We start from the raw sequence: 14,845 nt of genomic DNA, 5'->3' as shown, positions 1-14,845 counted from the left end.
AACTTTACCCTTCCAGGGCCCTGCTTTAGGCTAGGGCTCTTCTCTCGAACGGAAACGAGCCTCATGTTGCAACGCCTGCTCCCCCTGCTTCTCCTCTGCCTTCCCCTGTTATCCCAGGCCGATGATGCCACCTCGCAAATAGAGGAGCTGCTCCAGAGCGTGCCCAAGGGCGAGGCGCCTGAGCATCAGAAGCTGAGGGAGAGCTATCAGCAGGCACTGCAATACGCCCGGGATGCGGAACGCTACCGGGAACAGGGCAAGGCCTATCAACAGTTGATGATCGACTACCCCAATGAGTCGGCGCGCCTCAAAGATGCACTGCACAACTACCAACCCGCCAACAGGGTGCCACTCGCTAGCCTGAGCGAAGATGCCCTGCGTCAGGCGCTGGGACTGAGCAGTAATCGTCAGCTCAACCTGCGCAAGGAGCGTCAGGAGCTGATCGACAACCTCAATCAGCAGGAGATCACCGGTCAGGAGTTTCACCTGCGCATCGATGAGCTGCGCAAACAACTGCAACAGACGCGTACCCAGCTCGATCGGATGAGTTTCAGTGGGGAATCGGATCGCCAGCATGAGGCGCTGCAGTTGATGACCCGCCTCAAGGAGCAGGCGCTATCGGACAGGATCCAGATGCTGGAGCTGGAACAGCTCTCTGCCCAGCAGCGCAGCGATCTCGCCAAACTCAAGGTACAGGGACTCAACCTTGCCATTACCGACGAAGATGAGTGGCAAAACGCCCTCATCAGCCAACAGAACCTGCTCAGGCGCCAGAATACCGAACGCACTCTGGCCCAGAGCGAGCGGCTCAAGGCCCAGCTCACCGCCGACATGCCGCTGCTGCAGGAGCAGCAACAGCAGAACCAGACGCTCTCCATCCAGCTCGGCACCCTGGAAGAGCAGATCGAGCTAGTACAAGACGAGCAGCGAGATCTGGACAACAGCCTCTCTCACCTCAATGACCTGGTCGATTCGGTCCGCGAACAGCTCGAATGGCTGCAGATAAGCAATGCTTACGGTGAAAACCTGCGCAGCAAGCTGGCCGACTTGCCCGCCTACTTCCCCCTCGACAAGCTAGAGTCGGCCATAGTGCAGTCGCGCATCGCCAAATACCGCTATGAAGGGGAGCAGGAGGGACTCAAAGACCCGGCTCAAGTGAGGGATAAACTGCTCGAAGAGGAGAACAGCAAGCTCGACCGCTCCCAGGTCACAGTGCTCGATAACCTGCTCAAGACGCGTCGCCTGCTGTTGACCCGTCTCAATGATGCCGCCGATACCCTGATCCAGGAACAGACCAGGCTCAAGCTGCTCTATATCCGCCAGAACAGCAAAATAGATGAAATTCGCAATCTCAGTGCCAGCCATCTATTCTGGCTGCCGGATGTACCTCCGCTGACTCCTGCTGTCCTGCTCGGAGTACCTGCCGCCCTGGGACTGGCCTTCGATCCTGCCAACTGGTGGCAACTGCCACTGGCACTGGCCGAGCAGGGCACCACCCGTCTTACTTTCATTGTCCTCACCCTGCTGCTGCTATTCGGACTCTGGATCCGGCTGGCCCGCCACCTGAGCAATTTCAGCCAGCAGATAGCCCCAAGGGTCGGCAAAGTGACCCAGGACAAGTTCAGCCTGACCAGCCGTCTGCTGCTTCGCTCCCTGGTCGCCGCCCTGCCCCTGCCCGCCATGGCACTGCTGTTGCGCTACCAGCTGGAGGGGGCATGGCAATATCCCTTCGCCATCGCAATCGCCAAGGGGCTCGGTGAGATTTGGTTCCTGCTGCTGGCCCTGCTGCTGGTGCGTCATCTCACCATGGAGAAAGGCATACTCATTCACCACTTCGGCTGGAGTGGCGTGCAGGTGACCCGAGTCTGGGGCCAGTTCCGCACCCTCTTACTGATCCTGATCCCCAGCTTCTTCGTGCAGGGCATGGCCGACAGCTATCAGGAACATGCCTTCTACGACACCCTGGGCCGGCTCGCCTTCATGGTGGGGGCGCTCTGGCTGCTGCTCTTCTTCGTGCGCCTCAATCGTGAACGCTTGCCGCTGACCTGGGGCCAGGCAGATATGAACAAGCCCCACCTGTTGCACCACTTCATCTGGAACGCCCTCATGCTGGCGCCCCTGGTGGCGGTAATAGGTGCCCTGCTCGGCTATTTCTACACCTCGCGCATCTTGCTGCGTCAGCTGGAAGTGAGCCTGCTGATGGGGCTCGGTTGCCTGCTGATCTATTACCTGGCAAGGCGCTGGATGCTGATCCAGCGCAGGCGGCTCGCCTTCGATCGTGCCAAGAGCCGCCGGGCCGAGATCCTGGCCCAGCGCGAGCGTGAAGAACAAGATGATCTCAGCTCGGAGATCCCGGATGTGGTGGAGGAACAAGAGCTGGATCTGGATACCATCAGCGCCCAGTCCCTCGGCCTTATTCGCACCCTGCTGATGCTCGGCTTCACCATCCTGGTGGTGGTGCAATGGTCCGATCTCAACTCGGCCTTCAGCTTCCTGAGCAACATTGAGGTATGGCAGGTGAGCAGCAAGGTCGCCGGCATAGAGCAGCTGTCGGCCATCACCCTGCAGGATCTGATGTTGACCCTGTTCGTCTTCATACTGACGGTGATGACGGCTCGCAACCTGCCGGGTCTGATGGAGCTGACCCTGCTCCAGCACCTGAGCCTCTCCCCCGGCACCGGCTTTGCCTTGACCACCGTCAGCAAATACATGGTGATCCTGATCGGTGCCCTGACCGGCTTCTCCATGCTCGGCATCGACTGGTCCAAGACCCAGTGGCTGGTGGCGGCACTCTCGGTGGGGCTGGGTTTCGGCCTGCAGGAGATCTTCGCCAACTTCGTTTCCGGCCTGATCATCTTGTTTGAAAAGCCGATCCGGCTCGGTGATACCGTCACCATTCGCGAGCTGACCGGCACCGTCTCCAAGATCAAGACCCGCGCCACCACTATCGTGGACTGGGACAGGAAAGAGATCATTGTGCCCAACAAGGCCTTCATCACGGAGCAGTTCATCAACTGGTCACTGTCCGATGCCATCACCCGGGTCAAGCTGCGTATTCGCATCGGCCTGACCCAGGATCCCAAACGGGTACAGCAACTGCTCGAAGAGTGCGTACGTGAATCCAGCCTGGTGTTGGATACACCGACGCCGGAGGTGTTCCTGATCGAGTTCACCGATTCGGCGCTGATTTATGAGATCCGGCTCTACGTCAACAATATGGATCACCGCATGCCGATCACCCATGAGGTCCATTCGGCCATTCTGGAAAAACTGCATCAACTGGGCATGCACCTGCCGCACCAGCAAGTTGATATCCGCCTCAGTCGTGCCTAGGAGTCTCTAATGCAGATCATCGCCCACCGCGGGGCCAGTGGCCTGGCCCCGGAAAACACTCTCAAGGCCATACGTCTTGCCCTCAAGTTGGGGGCGCCCGCCATCGAAATAGACGTGCAGCAAGCCGATGGCGAACTCTGGGTATTTCACGATCGTCGCCTGGAGCGCTGTACCAATGGTCATGGGGTGCTGAGCCGACAAAGCGCCGCTTATTTGCAGGGGCTGGATGCCGGTGAGGGGGAGCCCATTCCGCTGCTGTGGCACGTCATGGCCGCGATCAAGGGAGAGTGCGAGCTGCATATCGAGCTCAAGGGGATAGAGACGGCAGAGGGCGTGGCAGACCTGACCCGACGCGCCGAAGTCGAACTGGGCTTCATGGCGGACCAGTGGCTGGTCTCCTCCTTCCATCACCCCGAGTTGGCCCGCTTCGGAGCGCTGCGTCCCGAGATCCGCCTTGGCGCACTCATTGCCAATCGACCGCTGGCTCTCTCCCATGCCGCCGAGGCGCTCAACGCCTGGTCACTGAACTGCGATCTCGATTTCGTGGATGAAGCCTTGGTGAAAGACGCCCATGATCGCGGGTTGAAGGTGCTGATCTATACGGTGGATCAGCTGGAGGATGCCCGCCAATTGCATGAATGGGGGGTCGATGGAATCTTCACCAACCGTCCCGATCTGATGTTAAAGGACACTCAATTGGGTCAGCATGCTGCAAGCCGCGAAAATAAAGGCATCGAGGGGATAAAGAAGCCGGAGCGCGGCCGATAACATAAGCACCACCATAATAAAAAAAACACATCTGACTAACGCAGACTGACGCTCACAAGGACGTAAATATGAACCTATCTATCAAAAACAAGCTGGTGATGGCCGTTGGCCTGATCATTTTGATCATCACCGGGCTGCAGGTCTGGTACAACACCAGCCAACTCAAGAGTGAAACCCAGCGTCTGGTCTGGAACATCATCGACGAGAGCTCCACCTCCAACGTCAAGGGGATCTCGCGCTGGCTCGACTCGCGCATCGGCATGGTCACCTCGGCCAAAGAGGCCTTCACCGAGCAAGACAACCCCATCAGCCATCTGGCCCAGGCCATGAATGCTGGCAACTTCGACCTGGTCTATGCCGGCACTCAGGACGGCAAGATGATCCAGAGCAAGCCGACCGACCTGCCCGCAGGCTATGACCCTCGCCAGCGCCCCTGGTACAAGGAAGCCATGGCCGCAGGCAAGCTCATCATCACAGAGCCGTATGCCGACATCACCACGGGTCAGCTCATCATCACCATCGCCGAACCCTTCACCCGAGGTAGTACCCAAGGTGTCATCGCCGGCGATGTCTCCATCGACAGCCTGGTGCGCGACATCCTGGCCATGAACCAGGAAGGCACCTACGCCATGCTGGTCGACAAGAACGGCACCATCATAGCGCACCCGGACAAGGCGCTGGCCCTGAAGCCGGCCACCGAAATCTCCCCCGAGCTGACCCCTGCCAAAGTCAACGAGCTGGCCCATGACGGCGCTATCTCCGACATGGTGATCGGCGGCAAGCTGAGCGTGTTTGACCTAACAGAGATCCCCAACTCCAGCTGGTACTTCGGCATAGTGGTGGATGAGGCTGTGGCCTATCAGTCGGTATCGCGCATGGTCACCTCGACCCTGCTGCAGGGGTTGCTCACCATCCTCATCGTGGCCGGCTTCTCCTATCTGGCCATCAGCCGCGCCCTCTCCCCCTTGCAGACCCTGGGTGAAGCCATCGCCGATCTCTCCCGCGGCAATGGCGATCTGACCCGCAGAGTCAAGATTGAACGCGAAGACGAGGTGGGTGTAGTCGCCAAACACGTCAACACCTTCATCGATCGTATTCACGTCATGGTGCAGGACATCTCCAACTCCTCGGGTCAGCTCAATCAGCAAGCCAACTCCTCCCACAACATGGCGGAGAAATCGAGCCAGGGACTGGCCCGCCAGCAGAACGAGATCTCCCAGATAGCCACGGCCGTCCACGAGATGTCCGCTACCGCCGTCGAGGTGGCGAGCAATGCCGAGCAGACCGCGGACGCGGCGCGCAGCTCCTCCGAGAGCTGTGAACACGGCAAGCAGGTCATCGCCCGCAACCAGAGATCCATCACGGATCTGGCGGGTCAGGTGGAACAAGCCTCCAACATCATCCAGGAGCTGGAAAAGAACGCGCAGGAGATCAACACCATCCTCTCCACCATCCAGGGGATAGCCGAGCAGACCAACCTGCTGGCACTCAACGCCGCCATCGAGGCGGCCCGGGCGGGTGAACAGGGTCGCGGTTTCGCCGTGGTAGCCGATGAGGTGCGGGTCTTGTCCCAGCGCACTCACAGCTCCACCGTCGAGATCCGCAGCATGATAGAGACCCTGCAGCGCAATACCCAGGGGGCGGTCAGCACCATGCATGAGGGTCAACAACTCGCTCAGAACAGCGTGGATGATGCCAGCAATGCCACTTTGGCTCTGGAACGGATCACCGCCTCCATCAATCAGATCTCCGACATGGCCACCCAGATCTCCAGCGCTGCCGAGGAGCAGCGCGCCGTCACCGACGAAGTGAGCCGCAACATCCAGGCGGTGAAGGATGTCTCGGACGAGCTGGCAGGGGATGCGGACAGCTCCCGCAATCTCTCTGCACAACTTAAAAATATTTCAGGTGAACTGAGCAATCAGGTCGGCATGTTCCGCATCTGATCACCACAGTTCAAAGGGGCCATGCAGGCCCCTTTTTTTATTAAAAAATGCTTTCGTTTCAATAGTTATTACCACATCAACGATCGGGGCTATGAGGATAAAAACGCTCATACGCAACGGAATCTCGTCATAAAGCAGCCCATCAAGACAAACTTTCGAATTAGTTTTTTGAATCAAATAACCCCACCAGTTAATCCGCGAATAATTCTTATTAAAGATTTTCGATAAAAAACTTAAAAACTTTATGGGTAATACCTAAAAAGAGAGGCATTTCTCATTTTATTGAAAGAAAACTACGTATAATCCTGAGCTTAAAGTAACCATAGCAATATGATCGGCTGATACCAATAACTGAAGGATGGCGATAATTACGGCGTTTTCATCCAGGGAATGGGGTGATTTTGATAAAAGTCACCATTGCCAAGCACTAAAACAAACCAGTTTGACTTGCATCAAGCCTGAATTTTTTTAATAGAGCAGAATCGTGCCCAGCAAATCTATCCCTAAGGAGGCAGATGTGGATATTATCAAGACCGATGTCGCCATCATCGGTGCCGGTGGTGGTGGCCTGCGTGCCGCTATCGCCATAGCAGAAGCCCACCCGGATCTGGAGATCGCCCTGATTTCCAAGGTCTACCCGATGCGCAGCCATACCGTTGCCGCAGAAGGTGGCGCCGCCGGCGTGGTTCGTGATGATGACTCCCTCGAAAACCACTTCAACGACACCGTATCCGGTGGCGACTGGTTGTGCGAGCAGGACGTGGTCGATTACTTCGTCGAAAACTGTACCCAAGAAATGGTCCAGTTGGAGCACTGGGGTTGCCCCTGGAGCCGCAAACCGGACGGCAAGGCCAACGTGCGCCGTTTCGGCGGGATGAAGATCCCCCGCACCTGGTTTGCCGCCGACAAATCCGGTTTCCACATTCTGCACACCCTGTTCCAGACCTCCATCAAGTACCCCACCATCAAGCGCTTCGACGAGCACTTCTGCATGGACTTGATCGTGGATGACGGCCGCGTACAGGGTGTTCTGACCTTTGACATCCAGAACGGCATCACCCGCTTCATCCAGGCCAAGTCTGTCATTCTGGCCACCGGTGGCGCCGGTCGTGTCTACCGCTACAACACCAACGGTGGCATCGTCACCGGCGATGGTATGGCCCTGGCCTACCGTCACGGTGTGCCCCTGCGGGACATGGAGTTCGTCCAATATCACCCGACCGGTCTGCCCGGTACCGGCATCCTGATGACCGAAGGTTGTCGTGGTGAGGGTGGCATCCTGGTCAACAAGGATGGTTACCGCTATCTGCAAGACTACGGTCTGGGCCCGGAAACCCCGGTCGGCGAGGCCAAGAACAAATACATGGAGCTGGGCCCGCGGGATCGTCTCTCCCAGGCATTCTGGCAAGAGCAGCAGAAAGGCCGCACTATCCCAGGCCCGATGGGCGATGTGGTGCACCTCGACCTGCGCCACCTCGGCGAGAAATACCTGAAAGAGCGCCTGCCCTTCATCTGCGAACTGGCCAAGGCCTACGTGGGTGTGGATCCGGTCAAGGAGCCTATCCCGGTCCGTCCGACCGCCCACTACACCATGGGTGGCATCGAGACCAACGGTCAATGCGCAACCCGTATGCCGGGTCTGTATGCCCTGGGCGAGTGCGCCTCCGTCGGTCTGCACGGCGCCAACCGTCTGGGCTCCAACTCCCTGTCCGAGATAGTGGTCTTTGGCAAGGTTGCCGGTGAGCACGCCGGTGAATTCGCCAAGACCCAGTCCCATGGCGACACCCAGGCCCTGGCTGCCAAGGCCGAGTCACTCATCAAGCAGCACCTCTCCTTGCTCGACATCGACGGCACCGAAAACCCGGCCGATATTCGCAACGAGTTGGGCCTGTCCATGGAAGCCGGGGTCGGTATCTACCGTACCGAAGAGCTGATGCAGGGCACCATCGACAAGATCAACGAGCTGAAGGCCCGTTACAAGAAGGTCAAGATCAACGACAAGTCCTCTGTCTTCAACACCGATCTGCTGTACGCCATCGAACTGGGCTACATGCTGGACGTGGCCGAAGCCATGGCTCACTCCGCCATCAACCGCAAAGAGTCTCGTGGTTCTCACCAGCGACTGGATGGGTTTGAGGAGCGCGATGACGTGAACTTCCTCAAGCACTCCCTCTCCTTCTACAACCAGGAAGGCGCCCCGACCATCGATTACTCCGATGTGAAGATCACTAAATCCCAACCGGCGAAACGCGTATACGGTTCCGAGGGTGAGAAACAAGACGAGGCTAAGAAGCATGGCTGAGATGATCGAAATTGATATCCTGCGCTACCGACCAGAGCAGGACAACGAGCCCTGGATGCAGACCTTCCAGGTGCCTTACCTGAAAGAGATGTCCCTGCTGGACGCCCTGCAATACATCAAGGATCAGCTGGACTCCACCTTAAGCTTCCGCTGGTCCTGCCGGATGGCGATCTGCGGCTCGTGCGGCATGATGGTCAACGGCATTCCGAAGCTGGGTTGCAAGACCTTCCTGCGCGATTATCTGCCGGGCAAGATGACCATAGAGCCGCTCAACAACTTCCCGATCGAGCGCGATCTGGTGGTCGACATGTCCGATTTCATCGAGAAGCTGGAGAGCATCAAGCCCTACATCATCCCGTCCGAGCCGCGCAGCCTGTGCGATGGCGAGTACACCCAGACCCCGGCTGACATGGCGAAGTATCACCAGTTCTCCATGTGCATCAACTGTGGTCTGTGCTACGCCGCCTGCCCGCAATATGGCATCAACAAGAAGTTCACCGGTCCGGCGGCACTGGCGCTGGCCTATCGCTACAACGTCGACAACCGCGACAGCGCGTCCAAAGAGCGGATGAAGATCATCAGCCAGGATGAGGGTGTCTGGGGTTGTACCTTCGTGGGCTACTGTTCTGACGTGTGTCCCAAAGGCGTGGATCCGGCCGCCGCCATCCAGCTTGGCAAGGTCGAGAGCGCCAAGGACTACATGATCGCCATGTTCAAGCCAGATTGAGATCAGGAATGAGACCATGAACAACACCAATAGCAAACGTAAGCCTTACGTCCGCGAAATGAAGAAAGACTGGTGGCTGAAGAACGCCTTCTACACCGGTTACATGATCCGTGAAGGCACCAGTATCTTCGTCTCCATCTATGCCGTCGTGCTGATGTGGGGTCTGCTGCGTCTGGTTCAGGGTCAGGAAGCGTTCAACGGCTGGCTGGAATCCCTGCAAAGCCCGGTAGCCATCCTGTTCCACGTCATCGCTCTGGCCGCCTGCCTGTTCCACGCCAAGACCTGGTTCGCACTGGCCCCCAAGGCGATGCGTATCTTCCGTGGCGAAGACCTGGTGCCGGAGAAGCCGATCGTTATCGTCCAGTATGTGGCGCTGGCGGTGGTATCCCTGCTGATCCTGATTATCGTGGCCTGAGGAGAAAACCATGAGACGTTCTGACGAGCCCATCTACTGGGGATTGTTTGGTGCCGGTGGCATGGTGGTTGCCATGCTGCTGCCGGTGATTGTCCTCATTACCGGTCTGCTGGTGCCCATGGGCATCATGGACGTGGAGACCATGAGCTTTGAGCGTGTGCACGACTTCGCCAGCACCTGGTGGGGAGCCGCCATACTGCTGGTGATCATCGCCCTGCCCATCTGGCACGGCATGCACCGTATCTACCACGGTCTGCACGATCTGGGGATCCACACCACCAAGCTGCACCACTACGTGTTCTATGGCTTCGCCTTTCTGGTGTCCGCCATTACCGTAGGTCTGCTGATGGTGCTGGTACTCCAGTAAGCACATCCTGACCGCATGACAAACCGGGCCAAGTGCCCGGTTTTTTTATGCAGGTTCACACCAGATCCTGCCACAGGGCCAGCAAGGGAGCGGGAATGCTGCCATGGCGAAGGGTCGGGGTCTGATGCCAGTTCGCCAGTGTTTGCAGCGCCTTGGCCAGATCCTTCGCCAGGGTGCGGGTCACCCTGATCCCCGCCTCCAGATAGAGGCTCTTTATCTCGAACACTCCCTCCTTGCGGTGAGCCTTGGCGTCCATCCTGCCCACCAGTTTGCCGCGATGCAGCAGCGGCAGCACGAAGTAGCCGTACTGGCGCTTGGGGGCCGGGGTATAGCACTCGATGCGATAGTCAAAGCCAAACAGCTCGCTGGCCCGTTTGCGATCCCACACCAGGGGGTCAAAGGGAGACAATGCAGCCGTGTGGGTCGCCTTGAGGCTGCCAGCCTGGGCCCTGGCCAGCTCATCGGCCAGGGAGGCGTGCACGAAGGCGCCGTGCTGCCACCCCTCCACCCGCACCGGCAGCAGCTCCCCTTCATCTGCCAACTGATGGAGCAGGGCATCGTATTTGCCCCAGCGCAGCCGGTAGTAATCCGCCACCCAGCCGGTCTTGACCAGCCCCAGCGCCCGACAACTGGCCCGCACCATATCCCGCTGGGCCAGCTCCCTGCTTGGCAGATCCCGCTCATCGCGCCAGTCGGGCATGACCCGCTCGGCCAAGTCGTACACCCGCTGGAAGTTACGCCGCTCACGCACCATCAGCTGGCCTGCGGTAAACAGCACCTCTAGGTGACGCTTCTCCGGCTTCCAGTCCCACCAGCCGTTGCCCTTGCCCCCCTTGCGCTCGAAATCGGCGGCCCGCACCGGGCCGTCCCGCCGAATGCGCTCGACTATCTACGTTATCTCGTCGCCGTGGGTCTTGAGCCACTGGGCGGAGAACTTCCAGCCCATGGCGGCGGGATCCAGCATGCGATGGCGTAGCAGGCGGTAGTCCTCACGGGGGACAAAGCAGGCCTCGTGGGCCCAGTATTCGAAGAGATCGCCCTCGGCCAGCAGTTGCTCCAGCCAGACAGGATCGTACTGGCCCAGCCGGCTGAACAGCACCAGATAGGGGCTGCGCGCCACCACAGAGATGGTGTCTATCTGCAGCAGTGCCATGCGACGGATACAGGTGAGCACATCAGCCGGGCCCGCCTTGCGCTTGGGGGAAACCAGCAGCCCTTGCGCGGCAAGTTGCAGATGACGGGCATCCTGAACACTGAGATGAATGGACGACATGGGCGAGGTGGCCTCAAGTGAGTGAATCGCCAGCATGCCCAAAAGCGGCCCGGATGAAAACCGGGCTTGCGCCATTTTGCGATGCGATCCTGGAGACCGCAGTGTCTAGGGCTGAATTCTGGCCTTGGCGAGCACGGCCACATCCGGGTGAGGCAGGCTCAACTGCGCGCCAAGCCGCTGCGCCAGCCAGTAAAACGAGGCGTCGGCGAAGAAGACGATATGAGTGGGATCATGGCGATAGCGCCAATGCCGAAAGCGCTCGTCGCTGAGCACCCGCTGGGTCTGCAGCACCAGCAGGCCACCCGGCTTGAGGCAGTCCCACAACTGCATCAGCACGGCGCCTGGCTCGGCCAGATGTTCGATCACCTCAGTGCTGGTGATGAAATCATATTGCCGGGTCAGCAAGGCGGGATCGTCGGCATAGAACTTGTCATAACCGGCCATCTGGTAACCCGACTCGCGCCCCATGGCCAGCAGCGCAGGTCCCGGGCCACAGCCGAAATCCAACCCGCTCGCAGGCGCCGGGATCTGCGCCAGCACCTGGCCAAAAGCGCGCATCAGGAACGCGCGGTAACGGGGATCGTCCACCTCGTTATGGTGTCCGTCATAGACGGCCTTCTCCCCGGCATCATCCAGCCGATGAACCGGCGCCATGAACACCAGGGCGCAGTCGAGGCAGCGGCCATAAAGTTTGCCCGCCACCGGCAAGGCATAGTGGCGATCGCCCCCACAGAGGGGACAGAGGCAGAGTTCCACGCAAGCTCCTTGTTGCATCGGGATGAGGGGTGACCTGAATCGGCGTGCAATGTGCCTGCCTGCGGGCGCCATGGCAAGGGCAGAGTGCGGCCGCGTCAAGACCGGACATTATCGGAACCATTTTTTTCGTTCTCTTAATAGTGTCTTAAGTTTGCTCTTTTAGGCTGCACTCATTGACGATGAGGAGACGGCCCATGACAACAGATATCCAAGCCCCCTACCGGCTCATGCTGGCCGAACAGCCGCAGCAGAAGGCCGAATTGCAAGCCTATATCCAGCATGCCTATCAACGAGAATTCGATGCCAGCATCCCCCACTTCTTGCCTTGCCTCGTCGGTCTCTATCGCGCAGACGGGCTGCTGGTGGGGGCCTGCGGCCTCCAGCTCGCCAGGGATGAACCGCTTTATCTTGAGCAGTATCTGGAGCAGCCGATTGAAGATGCGATCGCCCGCGGCCTCGGCCTTCAGACGGCACGAGAGCGCATCATAGAGGTTGGCAACTTCGCCTGCCTGACCCCAGGCAATGCCCGCCTGATGTTCGCCGCCCTCACCTGTTTGCTCTGTGACAATGACCTGGATGTGGTGGTCTTTACCGGCACCGCCAAACTGCGCAACAGCTTTCATCGCCTGCATCTCGAGCCCGTTGAACTGGCGAGCGCCGAGCCGCACCGAGTCGGTGAGGATGCCCAGGCCTGGGGGGCCTATTATCAGTGCCAGCCCAGGGTCATGGCAGGGGATCTCAGCCAGGGGCGCCAGGTGCTGAGCCAGAACAGTCTGCTGATCTCCCTGTTGGGGCCGATGCCGTCCCTGTTTCCCTGCCAGATGAGGGCGTCCTTATGAGCCTGTTCGACACCCTGTTCGATCTCTCTTATCAGGATCCGCACCGCCCGGCCCTGTGTGACAGCCAACAGCGTCTGAGCTATGGCGAACTCTGGCCCCAGGTGCGTGGTCTGGCCTGGGATCTGGAAGAGGCGGGCATACGCCGCCTCGCCCTGCAGCTCGACAATGGCCTGCCCTGGGCCCTGATTGACCTGGCCTGCGCCCTGGCCAACATTGTGGTGATCCCGGTGCCCCACTTCTTCAGTGCCCAGCAGCAGAACTGGCTGCTCCAGAGCAGCGGCGCCGATGCCCTGGTAGGCCCAGCCCGCGATGGCTGGCAAGCGGGTCATCCTCTCGCCCTGCTCGGCGCGACCCTGCCGTTATGGCGCTGCCAGCCAGCCCAGGTCCCCGCCCTGCCAGAGGGCACAGCCAAGATAACCTACACCTCTGGGAGTACGGGGCAACCCAAGGGAGTCTGCCTCTCCTGGCGCCAGCTGATGACCGTTTGCCAGTCGCTGGCCGAACGGGTGGCCCCGGCTCAGGTGGAGCAGCACCTGACCCTGCTGCCGCTCACCACCTTGCTCGAGAACATCACTGGCCTCTATGTTCCCCTGTTCACCGGCGCCTGCAGCCGTATCCCTTCTCCGGCGGAGCTTGGTTTCTCGGGCTCCAGCAAACTGGACCCCATGATGCTGGCGGCGGCCCTCACTCGCTGGCCCAGCCACAGTCTGGTACTGGTCCCCGAGTTGCTGCGCCTGCTGGTCGCCCTGTGCGCCCAGCAACCAGATCTGGTCAAGGGGGTACGTTTCATTGCCGTCGGGGGCGGCAAGGTATGCCCCGAGCTGATCCAGCGTGCCCGCGCCCTCGGGTTGCCCGTCTACGAGGGCTATGGCCTCTCCGAATGTGGCTCTGTCGTGGCGCTAAATGGCCCGGATCAAGACAAGGTCGGCAGCGTGGGGAAACCCCTGGCCCACTGCCGGGTCAGCATTGCCCCTGATGGCGAAATCATGGTGGAAGGAGTCACCATGCTGGGCTACCTGGGTGAATCCGAATGCAACCGGGGTCCCTTTGCCACCGGCGATCTCGGCCAACTGGATGAAGAGGGGTATTTGTACCTCACCGGTCGCAAGAAAAATGTGCAGATCACCGCCTTTGGTCGCAACTTTTCCCCCGAGTGGATCGAGGCCGAGGCCCAGCTCTGTCCCGCCATCGGCCGCATTGTGGTTTTTGGCGACGGCCAGCCCGCCAATGTCGCCTTGATCCAGTCTTTGCCGGGAGGCGAGTCCCAGCTCGCCGCCCAGATTGCCCAGCTCAATCAGCGCCTGCCCGATTACGCCCGCATCCATCACTGGCTGCCCGTGGCACTGGATCAGCATCCCGATCTGCTGACAGCCAATGGGCGCCCCCGTCGCGAACGGATCTATCACCACTTTTCTGACCAGATAAGCCAATGCCTTAACGGAGAATCCTCATGACCTTCTACCAGACACTGCAACAGGCCACCGCCGCAGAGCGTGAACGTCTGTTCAATGCCCCCATTATCGAAGCCTGCCGACGCGGCGACATCAGTCGCCAGACCTACCTCACCTTCCTTGCCCAGGCCTTCTATCATGTGCGCCACACGGTGCCGCTGCTGATGGCGACCGGTGGCAAGCTGGGCCAGGAGTACGAGTGGGTGCGCGGCGCCATCAAAGAATATGTCGAGGAGGAGTATGGCCATCAGGAGTGGATCCTCAATGACATCCGTGCCTGCGGGGGGGACGCCGACGCGGTGCGCCACGGCCATCCCGAGCAGCCCATCGAGCTGATGGTAGCCTTTCTCTATGATCAGATAGCCCGGGGCAACCCCATGGCCTTCTTCGGCATGGTGCAGGTGCTGGAAGGCACCAGCGTCGCCATCGCCACCACAGTCGCCGGCCAACTCACGAGCGGCCTGGGCCTGCCGCCCCAGGCCATGAGCTATCTCAGCTCCCACGGTGCCCTGGATCAGGAACACCTCAAGTTCTTCGAAGGGTTGATGAACCGGGTGGAGCAGCCCGAGGATCAAGCCGCCATCATACATAGCGCCAAGGTGGTCTATCGCCTCTATGGCGACATGCTCTACAGCCTGACGGAGCGCCATTGATGCCTATTATCTGTC

General features: G+C 59.7%; 11 protein-coding genes and 1 pseudogene. 10 read left to right on the top strand and 2 right to left on the bottom strand.

Going from position 1 to position 14,845, the window contains the following annotated elements; all coding sequences use genetic code 11:
• Positions 1 to 63 precede the first annotated feature (63 nt).
• The 7 genes from mscM to frdD all read left to right on the top strand — a co-directional run bounded on the left by mscM (position 64) and on the right by frdD (position 9,858).
• Complete coding sequence (mscM, locus tag ACSMDR_RS14590; protein WP_436468716.1) at positions 64 to 3,333, top strand: miniconductance mechanosensitive channel MscM; 3,270 nt, start codon at positions 64 to 66, stop codon at positions 3,331 to 3,333.
• Positions 3,334 to 3,342: 9 nt separating this feature from the next.
• Positions 3,343 to 4,101, top strand: a complete 759-nt coding sequence (locus ACSMDR_RS14585) for a glycerophosphodiester phosphodiesterase (RefSeq protein ID WP_436468715.1) — start codon at positions 3,343 to 3,345, stop codon at positions 4,099 to 4,101.
• 68 nt (positions 4,102 to 4,169) lie between these two features.
• A complete protein-coding gene (locus tag ACSMDR_RS14580; RefSeq protein ID WP_436468714.1) occupies positions 4,170 to 6,047 on the top strand; it encodes a methyl-accepting chemotaxis protein in 1,878 nt (625 codons plus the stop codon).
• A 517-nt stretch (positions 6,048 to 6,564) separates the two neighbouring features.
• A complete protein-coding gene (gene frdA, locus ACSMDR_RS14575) occupies positions 6,565 to 8,349 on the top strand; it encodes a fumarate reductase (quinol) flavoprotein subunit (protein ID WP_005897349.1) in 1,785 nt (594 codons plus the stop codon).
• Positions 8,342 to 9,076, top strand: coding sequence for a succinate dehydrogenase/fumarate reductase iron-sulfur subunit (locus ACSMDR_RS14570; protein WP_005897345.1), 735 nt, complete (start codon positions 8,342 to 8,344; stop codon positions 9,074 to 9,076). Before frdA ends, ACSMDR_RS14570 begins: the two co-directional genes overlap by 8 nt.
• A 16-nt stretch (positions 9,077 to 9,092) precedes the next feature.
• Positions 9,093 to 9,491, top strand: coding sequence for a fumarate reductase subunit C (locus ACSMDR_RS14565; protein WP_005897341.1), 399 nt, complete (start codon positions 9,093 to 9,095; stop codon positions 9,489 to 9,491).
• Positions 9,492 to 9,501: 10 nt separating this feature from the next.
• Positions 9,502 to 9,858 carry a fumarate reductase subunit FrdD gene (gene frdD, locus ACSMDR_RS14560; protein WP_005897338.1) on the top strand — a complete coding sequence of 119 codons (357 nt, stop codon included), beginning with the start codon at positions 9,502 to 9,504 and terminating at the stop codon, positions 9,856 to 9,858.
• 55 nt (positions 9,859 to 9,913) lie between these two features.
• Here the strand turns inward: frdD and ACSMDR_RS14555 are convergent.
• Positions 9,914 to 11,131 (bottom strand): annotated as a pseudogene (locus ACSMDR_RS14555) (winged helix-turn-helix domain-containing protein).
• A gap of 105 nt (positions 11,132 to 11,236) precedes the next feature.
• Positions 11,237 to 11,905, bottom strand: a complete 669-nt coding sequence (locus ACSMDR_RS14550) for a class I SAM-dependent methyltransferase (RefSeq protein ID WP_436468713.1) — start codon at positions 11,903 to 11,905, stop codon at positions 11,237 to 11,239.
• 176 nt (positions 11,906 to 12,081) lie between these two features.
• On the opposite strand from ACSMDR_RS14550, the gene ACSMDR_RS14545 reads away from it, so the two are divergent.
• Genes ACSMDR_RS14545 through ACSMDR_RS14535 form a run of 3 tightly spaced genes read left to right on the top strand, consistent with a single transcriptional unit; the run spans position 12,082 to position 14,830 of the window.
• A complete protein-coding gene (locus tag ACSMDR_RS14545) occupies positions 12,082 to 12,726 on the top strand; it encodes a thermostable hemolysin (RefSeq protein WP_005897331.1) in 645 nt (214 codons plus the stop codon).
• Positions 12,723 to 14,180, top strand: a complete 1,458-nt coding sequence (locus tag ACSMDR_RS14540) for an AMP-dependent synthetase/ligase (RefSeq protein WP_436468712.1) — start codon at positions 12,723 to 12,725, stop codon at positions 14,178 to 14,180. The genes ACSMDR_RS14545 and ACSMDR_RS14540 overlap by 4 nt, the downstream gene beginning before the upstream one ends.
• Complete coding sequence (locus ACSMDR_RS14535; protein WP_005897325.1) at positions 14,177 to 14,830, top strand: iron-containing redox enzyme family protein; 654 nt, start codon at positions 14,177 to 14,179, stop codon at positions 14,828 to 14,830. Before ACSMDR_RS14540 ends, ACSMDR_RS14535 begins: the two co-directional genes overlap by 4 nt.
• The last annotated feature ends 15 nt before the right edge of the window (positions 14,831 to 14,845 follow it).

The organism is Aeromonas molluscorum (assembly GCF_051376105.1).
GTDB classification, from domain to species: Bacteria; Pseudomonadota; Gammaproteobacteria; order Enterobacterales; family Aeromonadaceae; genus Aeromonas; species Aeromonas molluscorum.
The sequence above is the reverse complement of the archived record's forward strand: the minus strand, read 5'-3'. Positions and strand labels throughout refer to the sequence as shown.